At 60.1% G+C, this 15,267-nt stretch carries 15 protein-coding genes; 10 read left to right on the forward strand and 5 right to left on the reverse strand.

The window, feature by feature from the left end:
- Nucleotides 1-20: 20 nt before the first annotated feature.
- The 8 genes from rodA to ACYZT4_RS24485 all read left to right on the forward strand — a co-directional run bounded on the left by rodA (nucleotide 21) and on the right by ACYZT4_RS24485 (nucleotide 7,650).
- Nucleotides 21-1,124 (forward strand): rod shape-determining protein RodA, encoded by a 1,104-nt coding sequence (gene rodA / locus ACYZT4_RS24450; RefSeq protein WP_461988785.1) that lies wholly within the window; start codon nucleotides 21-23, stop codon nucleotides 1,122-1,124.
- A 17-nt stretch (nucleotides 1,125-1,141) separates the two neighbouring features.
- Entirely contained in the window at nucleotides 1,142-2,152 is a 1,011-nt protein-coding gene (mltB, locus tag ACYZT4_RS24455) for a lytic murein transglycosylase B (RefSeq protein WP_461983410.1), read from the forward strand.
- Nucleotides 2,152-3,165, forward strand: a complete 1,014-nt coding sequence (locus ACYZT4_RS24460) for a septal ring lytic transglycosylase RlpA family protein (protein WP_461983412.1) — start codon at nucleotides 2,152-2,154, stop codon at nucleotides 3,163-3,165. Before mltB ends, ACYZT4_RS24460 begins: the two co-directional genes overlap by 1 nt.
- 181 nt (nucleotides 3,166-3,346) lie before the next feature.
- Nucleotides 3,347-4,504, forward strand: a complete 1,158-nt coding sequence (locus tag ACYZT4_RS24465; RefSeq protein WP_461983414.1) for a D-alanyl-D-alanine carboxypeptidase family protein — start codon at nucleotides 3,347-3,349, stop codon at nucleotides 4,502-4,504.
- 86 nt (nucleotides 4,505-4,590) lie between these two features.
- Complete coding sequence (locus tag ACYZT4_RS24470; RefSeq protein ID WP_461983416.1) at nucleotides 4,591-4,866, forward strand: DUF493 domain-containing protein; 276 nt, start codon at nucleotides 4,591-4,593, stop codon at nucleotides 4,864-4,866.
- Entirely contained in the window at nucleotides 4,866-5,513 is a 648-nt protein-coding gene (gene lipB / locus ACYZT4_RS24475; RefSeq protein ID WP_461983417.1) for a lipoyl(octanoyl) transferase LipB, read from the forward strand. Before ACYZT4_RS24470 ends, lipB begins: the two co-directional genes overlap by 1 nt.
- A 1-nt stretch (nucleotide 5,514) precedes the next feature.
- On the forward strand, nucleotides 5,515-6,540 hold the full coding sequence (gene lipA, locus ACYZT4_RS24480) for a lipoyl synthase (protein ID WP_461983419.1): 1,026 nt from the start codon (nucleotides 5,515-5,517) through the stop codon (nucleotides 6,538-6,540).
- A gap of 159 nt (nucleotides 6,541-6,699) precedes the next feature.
- The gene (locus tag ACYZT4_RS24485; protein ID WP_461983420.1) at nucleotides 6,700-7,650 is read left to right on the forward strand and encodes a S66 peptidase family protein; all 951 of its coding nucleotides are present in this window, start codon (nucleotides 6,700-6,702) and stop codon (nucleotides 7,648-7,650) included.
- Between the two features lie 97 nt (nucleotides 7,651-7,747).
- Here the strand turns inward: ACYZT4_RS24485 and ACYZT4_RS24490 are convergent, their stop codons facing one another.
- From ACYZT4_RS24490 to leuS, 5 genes are all read right to left on the reverse strand, one after another.
- Nucleotides 7,748-9,070: a lytic murein transglycosylase gene (locus ACYZT4_RS24490; protein WP_461983422.1), complete on the reverse strand. Its 1,323-nt coding sequence runs from the start codon at nucleotides 9,068-9,070 to the stop codon at nucleotides 7,748-7,750.
- Nucleotides 9,071-9,132: 62 nt separating this feature from the next.
- The gene (gene arfA / locus ACYZT4_RS24495) at nucleotides 9,133-9,297 is read right to left on the reverse strand and encodes an alternative ribosome rescue factor ArfA (protein WP_461983424.1); all 165 of its coding nucleotides are present in this window, start codon (nucleotides 9,295-9,297) and stop codon (nucleotides 9,133-9,135) included.
- Nucleotides 9,298-9,419: 122 nt separating this feature from the next.
- Nucleotides 9,420-10,457 carry a DNA polymerase III subunit delta gene (holA, locus tag ACYZT4_RS24500; protein ID WP_461983426.1) on the reverse strand — a complete coding sequence of 346 codons (1,038 nt, stop codon included), beginning with the start codon at nucleotides 10,455-10,457 and terminating at the stop codon, nucleotides 9,420-9,422.
- 39 nt (nucleotides 10,458-10,496) lie between these two features.
- Nucleotides 10,497-11,102 (reverse strand): LPS-assembly lipoprotein LptE, encoded by a 606-nt coding sequence (locus ACYZT4_RS24505; RefSeq protein ID WP_461983428.1) that lies wholly within the window; start codon nucleotides 11,100-11,102, stop codon nucleotides 10,497-10,499.
- A gap of 87 nt (nucleotides 11,103-11,189) precedes the next feature.
- Nucleotides 11,190-13,796, reverse strand: coding sequence for a leucine--tRNA ligase (gene leuS / locus ACYZT4_RS24510; protein WP_461983429.1), 2,607 nt, complete (start codon nucleotides 13,794-13,796; stop codon nucleotides 11,190-11,192).
- 279 nt (nucleotides 13,797-14,075) lie between these two features.
- Here leuS and ACYZT4_RS24515 point away from each other — a divergent pair, with 279 nt between their 5' ends.
- Both ACYZT4_RS24515 and ACYZT4_RS24520 read left to right on the forward strand, forming a co-directional pair.
- A complete protein-coding gene (locus ACYZT4_RS24515; protein ID WP_461983431.1) occupies nucleotides 14,076-14,405 on the forward strand; it encodes a hypothetical protein in 330 nt (109 codons plus the stop codon).
- Nucleotides 14,406-14,502: 97 nt separating this feature from the next.
- Complete coding sequence (locus tag ACYZT4_RS24520) at nucleotides 14,503-15,264, forward strand: YdcF family protein (protein WP_461983433.1); 762 nt, start codon at nucleotides 14,503-14,505, stop codon at nucleotides 15,262-15,264.
- Nucleotides 15,265-15,267 lie beyond the last annotated feature (3 nt).

Raw genomic sequence — 15,267 nt, forward strand, 5'->3', positions numbered from 1 at the left:
TGCTCTCCAGTGAGGATGTGATGCGGCGTCGCGCGACGCTTTTGCAACGTCTGCACATCGACGGCCCATTGCTGATCCTGTTGCTGACCCTCGCCGCCGGCAGCCTGTTCGTGCTGTATTCGGCCAGCGGCAAGAGCTGGGACCTGCTGGCCAAGCAAGCCACCTCGTTCGGCATCGGCCTGGTCTCGATGGTCGTCATCGCCCAGTTCGAGCCGCGTTTCATGGCGCGGTGGGTGCCGGTGGGCTACGTGCTCGGCGTGCTGTTGCTGGTGGTGGTGGACGTCATGGGCCATAACGCCATGGGCGCCACGCGCTGGATTAACATTCCCGGAGTGATTCGCTTTCAGCCCTCGGAATTCATGAAGATCCTGATGCCGGCGACCATCGCCTGGTACCTGTCCAAACGCACGTTGCCGCCGCAGCTCAAGCATGTCGGCGTGAGCCTGTTCCTGATCGGTTTGCCCTTCATTCTGATCGTGCGCCAGCCTGACCTTGGGACATCGCTGTTGATCCTCGCCGGCGGCGCGTTCGTCCTGTTCATGGGTGGCTTGCGCTGGCGCTGGATTCTCAGCGTGCTGGCCGCCGCCGTGCCGGTCGCCGTGGCGATGTGGTTTTTCATCATGCACGACTACCAGAAGCAGCGAATCCTGACGTTCCTCGACCCGGAAAGTGATCCGCTGGGCACGGGCTGGAACATTATTCAGTCGAAAGCGGCGATTGGTTCCGGCGGTGTCTTTGGCAAGGGCTGGTTGCTGGGCACCCAGTCGCACCTGGACTTCCTGCCGGAAAGCCACACCGACTTCATTATCGCGGTGATGGGCGAAGAATTTGGTCTGGTGGGCATCTGCGCACTGTTGCTTATTTATCTGCTGTTGATTGGCCGCGGCCTGGTGATTACCGCCCAGGCCCAGACTTTGTTCGGCAAATTGCTCGCCGGCAGCCTGACCATGACGTTTTTTGTTTACGTTTTCGTCAACATCGGTATGGTCAGTGGCCTGTTGCCGGTTGTGGGGGTGCCGTTGCCGTTCATTAGCTACGGAGGAACTTCGCTGGTGACGCTGCTGTCAGCGTTTGGGGTTTTGATGTCGATCCATACCCATCGTAAGTGGATCGCACAGGTTTGAATAAGGTGAAGATTTCAATGCAAGTAATGCGTGGCTGGGCGACTCGACATGCGCCGTGGGTCGGCCTGGTAAGCATCCTTGGCACTACGCAGGAAGCGTTGGCCGGCGATTACGAAGGCACGCCCCAGGTGGCCGAATTCGTCGGTGAAATGACCCGCGACTACGGTTTTGCGGGTGAACAGTTGATGGGCGTGTTCCGCGAAGCCGAGCGCAAGCAGGCGATTCTGGACGCGATCTCGAAACCCGCCGAACGCGTCAAGCAATGGAACGAATATCGCCCGATGTTCATCACCGACGCGCGCATCGCCCGCGGTGTGGATTTCTGGCGGCAGCACGAAGCGGTACTGGCCCGGGCCGAGCAGGAATACGGTGTACCGGCCCAGGTGATTGTCTCGATCATCGGTGTTGAGACCTTTTTCGGCCGTAATACCGGCAATTACCGGGTAATCGACGCCTTGTCGACGCTCGGTTTCGACTATCCTCCCCGTGCCGAATTCTTCCGCAAGGAATTGCGTGAATTCCTCCTGCTGGCCCGGGAAGAACAGGTCGACCCGCTGACCCTCAAAGGCTCCTACGCCGGGGCGATGGGCTTGCCGCAGTTCATGCCGAGCAGTTTCCGCGCCTATGCGGTGGATTTCGACGGTGACGGCCACATTAATATCTGGACCAACCCGGACGACGCCATCGGCAGCGTCGCCAGTTATTTCAAGCGTCACGGCTGGGTCGCCGGCGAACCGGTGGTCAGTCGCGCCGATGTGCGTGGCGATCAGGTCGACGCGGGTTTGACCACCGGCATCGAACCGACTAAAACCGTCGGGGAGTTGCGGGTGTTGGGGTGGTCAAGTCATGATGCGCTGCGCGATGATATGCCGGTCACGGCTTTCCGGCTGGAAGGTGACAAAGGTCCTGAATACTGGATGGGTCTGACGAATTTTTATGCGATCACGCGTTATAACCGCAGCGTGATGTACGCCATGGCCGTACATCAACTGTCTGATCAGCTGGTCCAAGCACGGGGCGTCAAGTAATGCGGGCATTGCCTATGAATAAACCCCTGAAGCTGATGGCATTTGCCGCGTTGGCAGTGCTGGTCGCCAGTTGTTCGACCAGTCGCTCGCCGACCCCGAAGTCTTCCTCCACCGCCGTGCGCTCTGCGCCGGGGCTGGACATCAACCGCGCGCACAAAGATGGCGCGCCATGGTGGGATGTCGACGTGTCGCGCATCCCGGACGCCACACCGACCCTGCATTCCGGCCCTTACAAGGCCAATCCGTATACGGTGCTCGGCAAGACCTACTTTCCGCTGCAAGACTCCAAGACGTACGTCGCTTCGGGCACGGCGTCGTGGTACGGCACCAAGTTCCACGGGCAGAACACCGCCAACGGCGAAGTGTATGACTTGTACGGAATGAGTGCCGCCCACAAGACCTTGCCACTGCCAAGTTACGTTCGGGTGACCAACCTGGACAATAACAAGACCGTGATCCTGCGAGTCAACGACCGTGGCCCGTTCTATTCGGACCGCATCATCGACTTGTCCTACGCCGCGGCGAAAAAACTCGGGTATGCCGAAACCGGTACCGCACGGGTCAAGGTCGAAGGTATCGACCCGCAAGCGTGGTGGGCGCAAAAAGGCCGTCCGGCGCCTTTGATGCTCAACGAGCCGCAAGTAGCGCAAAATGCCGCGCCTACAATTACCGCTTCGGCGGGCACGGTTGAACAATGGACACCACCGCCGCAGCAGCACGCGGCGGCCGTTGTGCCCGTGCAGCTCGATGCAAAAAAAAACGCTTCTGTACCAGCCTCTGGCCAGTATCTGCAGGTGGGCGCGTTCGCCAACCCGGACGCTGCAGAACTCCTGAGATCGAAGCTGAGCGGGATGGTGAGCGCTCCGGTGTTCATCAGCTCGATCGTGCGCAACCAACAGACACTGCATCGGGTGCGCCTGGGGCCGATCGGTTCGCCGGGTGAAATCCAGCAAGTGCAGAACAGCGTGCGCATGGCCAATCTCGGTTCGCCGAGTCTGGTCACCGCCGAGTAACACGTAGACTTGATTGAAGGTTCACTTGCGGTTTTGGGGGGTGAACCTGGTTGTTGGCTCGTTGAAGAACAAAAGCCCGGCAAGGGTTCTGAGTGAACGACTGAACACGCGACAGCCCGTTAGAAGGCTGTCTGATTAGTTTTGCCTTCGGGCAGTTTCCATTAGCGATTTCGAGAGACGGATGAACATCACCACCTTTGCCAAACGCCTGTGCCTTCTAGTCCCGCTGCTCCTCTCACCAGCCGCTTTCGCGGTCGAGATGATGCCTTCGCCGCCACAACTGGCCGCCAAAGCCTACGTGCTCATGGATGCCAGCAGCGGCAACGTGCTGGTCGAGAACAACGGTGACCAGCGTCTGCCGCCAGCCAGCCTGACCAAGCTGATGACCGCGTACATCGCGACCCTGGAAATCCGTCGTGGTCAGATCGGTGAAAACGACCCGGTCACCGTCAGCGAAAACGCCTGGCGTACTGGCGGTTCGCGGATGTTCATCAAGGTCGGCACCCAGGTGACCGTCAGCGACTTGCTGCACGGCATCATCATTCAGTCGGGTAACGACGCCAGTGTTGCGCTCTCCGAGCACATTGCCGGCAGCGAAGACGCATTCGCCGACATGATGAACAAAACCGTGGCCGACCTGGGCATGACCAACAGCCACTTCATGAACCCGACCGGACTGCCGAACCCTGAGCACTACTCGTCGGCTCACGATATGGCCGTGCTGGCTCGCGCAATCATTCACGAAGACCCGGCTCACTACGCGATCTACTCGCAGAAAGAGTTCTTCTGGAACGGCATCAAGCAACCTAACCGCAACCTGCTGCTGTGGCGCGACAAGACGGTCGACGGTCTGAAAACCGGCCACACCGACGAAGCCGGCTACTGCATGGTGTCTTCGGCCGTACGTGATGGCATGCGCCTGATCGCCGTGGTGTTCGGCACCAACAGCGAAGTCGCCCGTGCATCGGAAACCCAGAAGCTGCTGACTTACGGCTTCCGCTTCTTCGAAACCCAGACCTTCTATCAGAAAGGCGCCGAGCTGGCTCAGGCTCCTGTCTGGAAAGGCAGCACCAATCAAGTCAAGGCCGGTTTGGCTGAAGACTTGACCATGACCCTGCCAAAAGGCCAGCTGAAAAAGCTCGCCGCCAGCATGACCATGAACCCGCAACTGGTTGCGCCAATCGCCAAGGGCGACGTGATTGGTAAAGTCGAAGTGAAACTGGACGACAAGGTGGTGCACAGTGCCGACCTGATCGCTCTGGACGCAGTCGAGGAGGGTGGTATCTTCCGTCGCATGTGGGATAGCATCCGTCTATTCTTCTACGGCTTGTTCAACTGAATTAGTGTGGACCCGCATGGCCTCGCTCCAATCCGGAACGGGGCCATGTCCGTTGCCACGGCTTACGCTTACGAGGCCGTTACGCCATGACAGATACCGAAGTAAAGGCGCCAAAGATCGAATTTCCAGCCAATGATTACCCGATCAAAGTGATCGGCGACACCATTGTCGACATCAAGCAAAAGATCATCGATATCGTGAAGAAGCACGCAACGATCAACGATGAGCGAGTGGATGAGCGCCAGAGCAGCAACGGCAAGTACACCACCATCCAGTTGCACATCATCGCCACCGGTCAAGACCAGCTGTACGACATCAACAGCGAATTGCGGGCTACCGGTTTCGTCCACATGGTGTTGTGATGTCTGGCACGCTGGGCTTTCGCGAGCTCGGCCAGATGGCTTACGAGCCGGTCTGGCATGCCATGCAGCGCTTCACCAACGAACGCGGCAGCGATGCGGCGGACGAGATCTGGCTGGTTGAGCATTCACCGGTGTTCACCCAAGGCCAGGCCGGCAAGGCCGAGCACCTGTTGCTGCCGGGAGATATTCCGGTGGTGCAGGTCGACCGCGGTGGCCAGGTGACGTATCACGGGCCTGGCCAGTTGGTCGCCTATTTGTTGCTCGATGTGCGCAAGCTGGGTTTCGGCGTGCGTGAGCTGGTCACTCGCATGGAGCTCTGTCTGATCGAGCTGCTGGGCAGTTACGGCGTCATTGCCGCAGCGAAGCCGGATGCGCCGGGTGTCTATGTCGACGGGGCGAAAATCGCGTCCCTGGGTCTGCGGATCCGCCACGGTTGTTCCTTTCATGGCCTGGCCCTGAACGTGGACATGAACCTGGAACCGTTTCGACGGATTAATCCCTGCGGCTACGCCGGGCTGGCGATGACCCAGCTGAGCGACCACGCAGGATCGATTGAATTTGCCGAGGTAAGTGCCCGGCTGCGCGCGCAGCTCGTCAAACACCTCGACTATGCTGAGCAGACGACCCTAACGGGCGGAATCGACTGATATGACTACTGACGCAGTGCAAACCATGATCCCTACGCTGGATGTCACCGAGCGTCCGGCCCCGCGTGCCAAGGTTGAAGCCGGCGTCAAGCTGCGCGGCGCCGAGAAGGTTGCACGCATCCCGGTAAAGATCATTCCGACCACCGAACTGCCGAAGAAACCTGACTGGATCCGCGTGCGTATCCCGGTTTCCCCGGAAGTCGACCGCATCAAGGCCCTGCTGCGCAAACACAAACTGCACAGCGTGTGCGAAGAAGCGTCCTGCCCGAACCTGGGCGAATGCTTCTCCGGTGGCACCGCGACCTTCATGATCATGGGCGACATCTGCACCCGTCGCTGCCCGTTCTGCGACGTCGGCCACGGCCGTCCGAAGCCACTGGACGTGAATGAGCCACAAAGCCTGGCCATCGCCATCGCCGACCTGAAACTGAAATACGTGGTGATCACTTCGGTGGACCGTGACGACCTGCGTGACGGCGGTGCCCAGCACTTTGCCGACTGCATCCGCGAGATCCGCAAACTGTCGCCGAACGTGCAGCTCGAAACCCTGGTCCCGGATTACCGCGGTCGCATGGACGTCGCGCTGGACATTACCGCCGCCGAGCCACCGGATGTGTTTAACCACAACCTGGAAACCGTACCGCGCCTGTACAAGGCTGCGCGCCCGGGTTCGGATTACCAGTGGTCGCTGACCCTGCTGCAACGCTTCAAGCAGATGATGCCGCACATTCCGACCAAATCCGGCTTGATGCTGGGTTTGGGGGAGACCGACGAAGAAGTCATCGAAGTCATGAAGCGCATGCGCGAACACGACATCGATATGCTGACTTTGGGCCAGTACCTGCAACCGTCCCGCAGTCACTTGCCGGTCCAGCGTTTCGTGCACCCGGACACCTTCGCCTGGTTCGCCGAGGAAGGTTACAAAATGGGCTTCAAGAACGTCGCTTCCGGCCCGCTGGTACGTTCCTCGTACCACGCCGACGAGCAAGCGAAGCTGGTTAAAGCGGAATTGATGTCGTCCCTGTAAAAAAACGCCCGCAAGGTTGTGTGCCTTGCGGGCATTTTTTTAGCCGTACCTACCGCCACCTCAGTCTTTTCCTGCAACCTGGAGGGCGACTGACCCTCTTCTGTTTATCCCCGTTCCTGACTACTGTGTGCTGAAGCTTATGCGCAGGGAGATTCATGGATGACCGTTCGACTGACTCACACGCTTTTTCCTCATACACCCGTTCCAGCGTTGCCCTCGGAAGGGCTGATCGGCGTCATTGCACCGGCCGGTCCCGCAGCGCTGGATACCGATAAAGCCATCGCCTGGATGCGCGCTCGCGGTTACGCGTTGCGAATCTTCCCTGGTGTCTACGAGCAGGATGGCTACCTGGCCGGTGGCGACGATGTGCGCCTCAATGACTTGCACGCGGCATTCGCCGACGGTGAGGTCGATGCAATCATTTGTCTGCGCGGCGGCTATGGCACCCCGCGTTTGCTCGATCGAATCGATTTCGAGCTGCTGCAAAACAATGCAAAGCCGTTCATTGGCTACAGCGACATCACTGCGCTGCACCTGGCGATCAGTCGTAATGCCGGTTTCGTGACCTTCCACGGTCCGTTGCTCAACGCGGATCTGTTGGGTGACAAGCAAAAGCCAACCGAGTCTTCGTTTTTTAACATGCTCAGGGGGCAGGTGAAGGCGGGGAGTGTGCTGACGCACCCGGTTGCCTGGCCGTTGACCACGATTGAGCCTGGCGTTGCTCACGGGCGTTTGCTTGGCGGCAATCTGTCGATGATCGCCGCGACCATGGGCACGCCTTATGAAATCGATGCCGAGGGCGTCATCCTGTTCATCGAGGACATCAACGAGCCGTTGTATCGCATCGACCGGTTGCTGACGCATTTGCGCCTGGCGGGCACCCTGGGCAAGTTGCGCGGAGTGCTGGTGGGGGACGTGGCCGGAGTGGATACGGTTGCGCTGGAGCGATTGCTCAAGCAGACCTTTGAACCGCTGCGGATACCGGTGCTGTCGGGGTGGCGAAGCGGGCATTGCGATCCGAACCTGACGCTGCCGATGGGGGCGTTAGTGCGGCTGGATGCGGGGAACAAGGAGTTGGTGTTGGAGCAGGATGTGGTGTTCAAGCGATAGGTATCTATCGCCTGACAGTCAGTCTTCGCCTGCAAGCCGGTCTCGCTCCCACAGTGGAAGCCGGTCAACTGTGGGAGCGAGCCTGCTCGCGAAGCTTCTAGCGGTTGCGCAGGCCTTCGAGCAACTTGTGCGTCGGATACCCATCCGCCGGCCAGCCAAACGACTGCTGCGCGCTGCGGATCGCCTTTCGGGTATTGGCGCCGATAATCCCGTCGGCCGTGCCCGCGTCGTATTTCTGCGCACTCAGCAGATTCTGCAACTCGATCCGCTCGGAACGGCTCAAGGGCAGATCATCCTTCGGCCAGGTGCCGCTGATCTGTCCTGCACCGTTGAAGCGCTCGGACAGCAGGCTCACTGCCAAGGCGTAGGACGACGAATTGTTGTACTTGAGGATCGCGCGGAAGTTGTCGAGCACCAGGAACGCCGGGCCGCGATAACCGGCTGGCAACAGCAGGGCCGCGGACAGATGCTCGGAGCCCGCCGGCACCTGCACGCCTTCAGGCATCGCGACGCCCGCTTGCAGCCATTCGGCGACGCTCTTGCGAATCGTGCCATCGGCCAGCACGTAGTTGAAGCTGCCAGGCAACCGGACTTCGAAGCCCCACGGCTGGCCCTTCTGCCAGCCGGAGCTTTGCAAGTAGTGTGCGGTGGACGCCAGGGCGTCGGCAGAACTGCCCCAGATGTCGCGGCGACCGTCGCCATCGAAGTCCACAGCGTGGGTGTTGTAGGTGGTCGGGATGAACTGGGTCTGGCCCATGGCCCCGGCCCATGAACCGAGCATCTTCTCAGGCTCGATATCGCCCTGTTGCAGGATCTGCAGGGCGGCGATCAATTGCGCGTGGGCAAAACCCGGGCGGCGGCCTTCGTAAGCCAGGGTCGCCAGTGAGTTGATCACCGATTTGCTTCCCTGGAACTGGCCGAAGTTACTTTCCATGCCCCACACCGCGACCAGTGCCTGACGATCGACGCCGTAGCGCTGTTCGATGCTTTGCAGGATGTCCGCGTACTGATTGACCAGCGCCTGACCTTTGCGTACGCGCAGTGGCGACAGGGCGCCGTCGAGGTATTCCCACACCGGGCGCGAAAATTCTGGCTGGCTGCGGTCGGCACGGATCACGCTGTCGTCGAAGCTGACATTGGCGAAAGCGCGGTCGAACAGGTCGGCGCGAATGCCGGCGGCCAGCGCATCCTTGCGAAAGCCCGCCTGCCATTCGGCAAAGGACTGGGTTGGCTGGGTGTCGAGGTCGTCACCGGTCGGCGCAACAGGAGGAATCACTGCTGGGGCGGTTGAGACGGGGAGGGTCTGAAGCGGCTGGGCATCGGCGGCGGTCGGTTTTTCCGCGCAGGCGACTAGCAGTATGAGGCTGGAGGCAGCGATCAATTGGCGCAGGTGCCAACGACGGGAAATACAAAAGGGCATGCACGGGTCCAGGGAATACGAATCAGGTGCAGACCTTAACATGTTGAGCGATGGCTTGCCTTTCAGGCGGCCAGAAAGTAAGAAGCCTCCCAGTTATCAGACTGGAAGGCTTCGCGGCGGTAGCTGCCTTTGCCCTTGCCGGCTCGTTCTTGACGGCTGCGGAACAGTGGTTGGGCGATGATGGATTTGGCCTTGTTGGGGCCCTGCCCGGATGGCTTTTTGCTCATGATCAGATCTCTCGACTGAGTGGGTTTTGCGGGGAGAAATGATCTGCCGAAGTTTGGGTTCTGTCTAGACCCCACATCGCGTAGGACCTTTCGGATTCCCTGTAGGAGCGGCCGTGATGCGATTACTCGGCCGGCAACGACAATCGCTGACCAGCCATCAACAGCGACAACCGGCTCAGGCTCATCCATGGCGAACCCGCCGCCTGCCCTTTAATCTGCGCATCAATACGCTGCGCCTCCAGCAACAACTGCGCCCAGCGTTGCGCCGAGTAGCGTTGCAGGGCTTTGCTCATCAAGGGTTTGCGCTTGTCCCAAACGGGCGGTCGGGCCTGGCTGAAGGCTTTGTCCAGCGGCACACCCTGACTGTATTGCAGCGCCAGGTTGGCCAGCAGGCGCAGTTCACGGGCCAGGGCCCAGAGAATGACCGGTGGTTCAACACCTTCGCCGCGCAGCCCTTCGAGCATGCGCAGGGCATGGGCGGCCTCACCGTTGAGAATCGCATCGGTCAGGCCGAAGACGTCGAAGCGTGCACTGTCGGCCACCGCCCCTTGCACGGTCTCCACGGTGATCTGGCCATCGTCGGTCATCAACTTGAGCTTTTCGATTTCCTGCGCAGCGGCCAGCAAGTTGCCTTCGACACGCGCGGCGATCAGTTCAACGGCGTCCTGGCTGGCGGAGAGCCCGGCTTGGGACAAGCGCTGCCGGATCCAGCTCGGCAACTGGTTGGCGTCCACCGGCCAGATTTGCACAAACTGGGTGTGCTGACCTTCGACCAGCGCCTTGCCCCACTTGGTTTTCTGCGCACTGCCGTCAAGTTTTGGCAGGCTGATCAGCAGTATCGTGTCTTCGGCCGGCCGCGAGCAGTATTCGATAAACGCGGCCGCCCCCTTGTCACCGGGTTTGCCGGAGGGCAAGCGCAGTTCCAGCAGGCGTTTTTCAGCGAACAACGACATGCTTGCACCGGCTTGCAGCAACGTTCCCCAGTCGAAACTGGCGTCGGCGGCGAACACCTGGCGTTCGTCGAAGCCCTGTTGCCTGGCGGCTGCACGAATCGCGTCGCCGGCCTCCTGGGACAGCAGCGGATCATCGCCACTGATGACGTAGACAGGCGCAAGCGTGCCTTGCAAGTGTTTGGCGAGTTGGGCGGGGGCGAGCTTCATAAGAAAGGGCGAACGGGGCGCCTGAGCGCCCCGTAAGTCTTACTGATGCGGGATTTCGATGGGCGACTGACGCGGCGTTTCCGCTTCAGCCTTCTGCGCGGCTTCCAGGGCTGCGGCGTCAGCCTTGGCTTTGGCCTCGGCGGTCTGCGTCATCTGGTCCAGCTGGGCCGGACTGATCTGTTGCAGGCGCAGTACCATCCGTTGGACCAGTTCACGACGCATTTCCTTGCGGGCATCGTTGGCTTCCTGATCGGAACCCACCAGGTTGTTGCCGTCGTGGATAAAGACCTTCTGCACTTCGAGCTTGTCGCTCATCAGCGGCAGGTCACCGGAACTGCGGATGTCGTAGCTGAGTACCGTTGTCACTTGATACTCGCCAGTACGACCGGCGCCTGCGTAGCTGAGGATGCGCTGGCTTTCCTGCTCATTGGCCAGTACCAGTTTGTAAGGCGCACCGGTGTAGATCTTGACGCCGCTGCTTTCCAGCACCTGGCGCAATTGCGTCACCGTTTCGCCATAAGCGTTGCGGGCGCTCAGGTCGAGTTCCTTGATCGCCAGTTCAGTGGTGCCAGTGCCGCGCAGCTGGAAACCGCAGGCGCTCAACAGAACCGCGAGGCCCATCACCAGCAAATTGCGTTTGATCATCTTGTTGCTCCCCTTGAAACCATGTGGGCCGACTGTGTGGCCCGAAAGGTTTTACTCGGCGCCAGGCTCACCTGGCGCCTGATCCAATTAGCTGGCGACGATATTGACCAGTTTCCCGGGCACTACAATCACTTTACGAATAGTCAGGCCATCGACAAAGCGCAGCACGTTTTCGTTGATGCGGGCTGCGGCTTCGATTTCTTCACGCGTCGCGCTGGCCGGCATTTCGATCTGGCCGCGCAGCTTGCCGTTGACCTGGATAACCAGTGTCAGGCTGTCCTGCACCAGTGCGCTGTCGTCCAGCACCGGCCAAGCGGCGTCGATCACCGGGTCAGCGTGACCCAGTTGATTCCACAGCTCGTGGCTGATGTGCGGAGTGATCGGCGCCAGCAGCAGCGTTACGGTTTCCAGACCTTCATGAACCAGCGCGCGATCCTGTGCCGTCGCTTGCGCGGCTTTTTCCAGTACGTTCATCAGCGTCATCACCTGGGCGATGGCGGTGTTGAATTTGTGGTTCTGGCCAACGTCGTGGCTGGCCTGTTTGATGGCCTGGTGAATCGAACGGCGAATGGCTTTCTGATCGTCGTTCAGGCTGGCGATATCCAGCTTGCCCGGCAGGCCCTGAGTCACGTGTGCCTGAGCCAGGCGCCAGACGCGCTTGAGGAAACGGTGCGAGCCTTCCACGCCGGAGTCGGACCATTCCGCGCTCATGTCAGGTGGCGAGGCGAACATCATGAACAGGCGGCAGGTATCGGCGCCGAACTGGTCAATCATCGACTGCGGGTCGACGCCGTTGTTCTTCGACTTGGCCATCTTCTCGGTGCCGCCGATTTCCACCGGCAGTCCGTCGACGATCAGCTTGGCACTGATGACCTTGGCCTTGCTGTCGCGTTCGAGTTCGACGTCCGCCGGGTTGAACCAGGTGTAGGCACCGTTGGCTTCGCGACGATAGTAAGTTTCGGCGATCACCATGCCCTGGGTCAGCAGGTTCTTGAACGGCTCGTTGGAGCTCACCAGGCCTTCATCCCGCATCAGCTTGTGGAAGAAGCGCGCGTACAGCAGGTGAAGAATTGCGTGTTCGATGCCGCCTATGTATTGATCCACCGGCAACCAGTGGTCGGCCGCCGATTTTTCTACCAGGCCACCGGCATAGTGCGGCGAGGCGTAACGGGCGTAGTACCACGAGGACTCGACGAAGGTGTCCATGGTGTCGGTTTCACGCTTGGCCGGTGCGCCGCATTTCGGGCAGCTGCACTCGTAGAACTCGGGCATGCGTGCCAGGGGCGAGCCGGCGCCGTCCGGCACGACATCTTCCGGCAGAACCACAGGCAACTGGTCTTCCGGGACCGGCACATCACCGCAGGTGTCGCAGTGGATGATCGGGATCGGGCAGCCCCAGTAGCGCTGACGGCTGATGCCCCAGTCGCGCAGGCGGAACTGGGTGCGCGAAGCACCGAGGTTTTTCTTGATCAGCGCGACTTCGATGGCATCGAACGCGCCGGCGAAGTCGAGGCCGTCGAACTCGGCGGAGTTGATCAGCGTGCCGTGTTCGCCATAGGCGTCCTGCCAAGGGGCCAGGTTGGTGTCACCGGAGCTGGTGCGCACTACCGACTTGATCGGCAGTTTGTACTTGTGTGCGAACTCGAAGTCACGCTCGTCGTGCGCCGGAACCGCCATCACCGCGCCGTCGCCGTAGTGCATCAACACGTAGTTGGCGACCCACACCGGCAGCTTCTCGCCGGTCAGTGGGTGCTCGACGAACAGCGAGGTCTGCAGGCCTTTTTTCTCCTGGGTGGCGACGTCGGCTTCTGCGACGCTGCCGCCCTTGCATTCAGCGATGAATGCTTGCAGCTCAGGGTTGTTCTTCGCGGCCAGGGTGGCCAGCGGGTGTTCAGCGGCCACGGCAACGTACGTGGCGCCCATCAGGGTATCTGGACGTGTGGTGAAGACTTTCAGCGCGCCGGTTTCGCCGATGGAATCGACGTTGTAAGGGAATTGCACTTCCATGCCGCGGGACTTGCCGATCCAGTTGCGCTGCATGGTCTTGACCTGCTCAGGCCAGCCCGGCAAATCATCGAGACTCGACAGCAACTCATCCGCATAGGCGGTGATCTTGAAGTAGTACATCGGAATTTCGCGCTTTTCGATCAGCGCGCCGGAACGCCAGCCGCGACCGTCGATCACCTGTTCGTTGGCCAGGACGGTCTGGTCGACCGGGTCCCAGTTCACGGTGCCGCTCTTTTTGTAGATCACGCCTTTTTCGAACAGGCGAGTGAACAGCCATTGTTCCCAGCGGTAGTAATCCGGCTTGCAGGTGGTGACTTCGCGGGACCAGTCCACCGCCAGGCCCAGGCTGCGCAGCTGGGTTTTCATGTAGGCGATGTTTTCGTAGGTCCACTTGGCGGGCGCTACGTTGTTCTTCATCGCGGCGTTTTCCGCGGGCATTCCGAAAGCGTCCCAACCCATGGGTTGCAAGACGTTTTTGCCCTGCATGCGCTGATAGCGGGAGATCACGTCGCCGATGGTGTAGTTGCGCACGTGCCCCATGTGTAGCTTGCCGCTGGGGTAAGGGAACATCGACAGGCAATAGAACGTTTCCTTGCCTGGCTGTTCACTGACTTCAAAGGACTTTTGCTCGTCCCAGAACGACTGGGCGGCGGCTTCGATTTCACGGGGCTGATATTGTTCGTGCATGGCTACTTTTGAACTGAATAGGGGTGGCCTAATCCTCTTCAATGCGACGCTGGACGATGAAGGCGCCAATTCGGCGTTTCGCTGCCCAGGCGAGCTGGAAGTGGAGTTACAGGAAGCGCCGTAGCATACATGACCGCACTCTACCGAGGGAAACCCTGATTGCTGCCGCAGGTCTTGCAGAATTGGCTGCGAGGGCCGTTGGTCGCGGCGTTCAGCCGGTTTGTTCATGGAAGCTAAGCTCTAAATGGGGAGCGAGTCTTATCTTCAATGAGGTGAGGGATGGTTGAGTCACAGCAAAACGTTACAAAACCGGAGCTGTACGAAAGACTGATCGATCGTCTGGGAATTGCCCTGGACGCGGCAAAAACCGCTGGCCGGTTGCGTGATGAACGTCCCCTGGAGCTGGAACTGCGAGGCCTGAGCCCCGCGGAATTTGCACTGGTCAAGGCGTATCTGGATCGCAGTGAACGTGAGACACACGGATGCTTGTCAGAAGCAGTGAAGCAACTCGACGCACCACGTTCGGCCAAGATCATCTGGCTCAAGGACAAGGCACCCGGCAGAGACGCGGTGAAGGTCCGGTCTCTGCATTCAAGTAAGGGCACTTGAATCCATGGCGTATGGCTTTTTGAAGCATGGTTCTTCCGCATTTGTTGTCGCATTGCGTCAACCCACTTAGGCTTCGGGCATCTTCAGGAGATGCTCGATGCCTTTTCGTTACTTCGTAAAACAACTTCTGCTACCGCCCGGCATTCTATTGCTGCTGCTGGCACTTGCCTGGTGGTTTCGCCGCTCTAGGCCGAGGCTTGCCGGTTTTTGCTTCGCGTTGGGGTTTGGTGGCTCTTTATTGATGAGTTTGCCGGTGGTGGTGCAATGGGGCGCCGCAGCCCTTGAGCGTGAACCGCCACTGACGCGAGAAGAATGGGCAACGTTGAGTCAGCGCGCGGACGCCATCGTGGTGCTCGGCTCGGGGCGTGAGCGGGGTGACCCGGCGTGGGGCGCTGATCAGCCGACCGGTATCGGTCTGGAACGCGAGCGTTATGCCGCAAGATTGGCCAAAGCTTCAGGTTTGCCGATCCTGACCAGTGGCGGTTTGCATTACGACACGCCGCCGTCAGAAGCCAGATTGATGGCGGACTCGATGCTCGATGATTTCGGTGTGACCGTGCGTTGGCAGGAAGGGCGCAGCCGCACGACGTGGGAAAACGCCCGGTTCAGTGCCGAGGTTTTACTGCCTCAAGGGATCAGACGCGTGGTGGTTGTGACTCATGCGAGCCACATGCCGCGCTCGGTCTGGAGTTTCCAGAAGGCAGGCTTCGAGGTGGTGGCCGCGCCGGTCGGGTTTCTTGGCGTGGACAATGCTCGCCCATTGGGCGGCTGGATGCCGGAGTTCAAGTCGATCTGGCAGAGCGGGCAATTGATGAATGAGGCGGTGGGGCAGGTTGGGTATTGGTTGTTCTATCGTTGAAAG

The organism is Pseudomonas sp. GB2N2 (assembly GCF_054897705.1).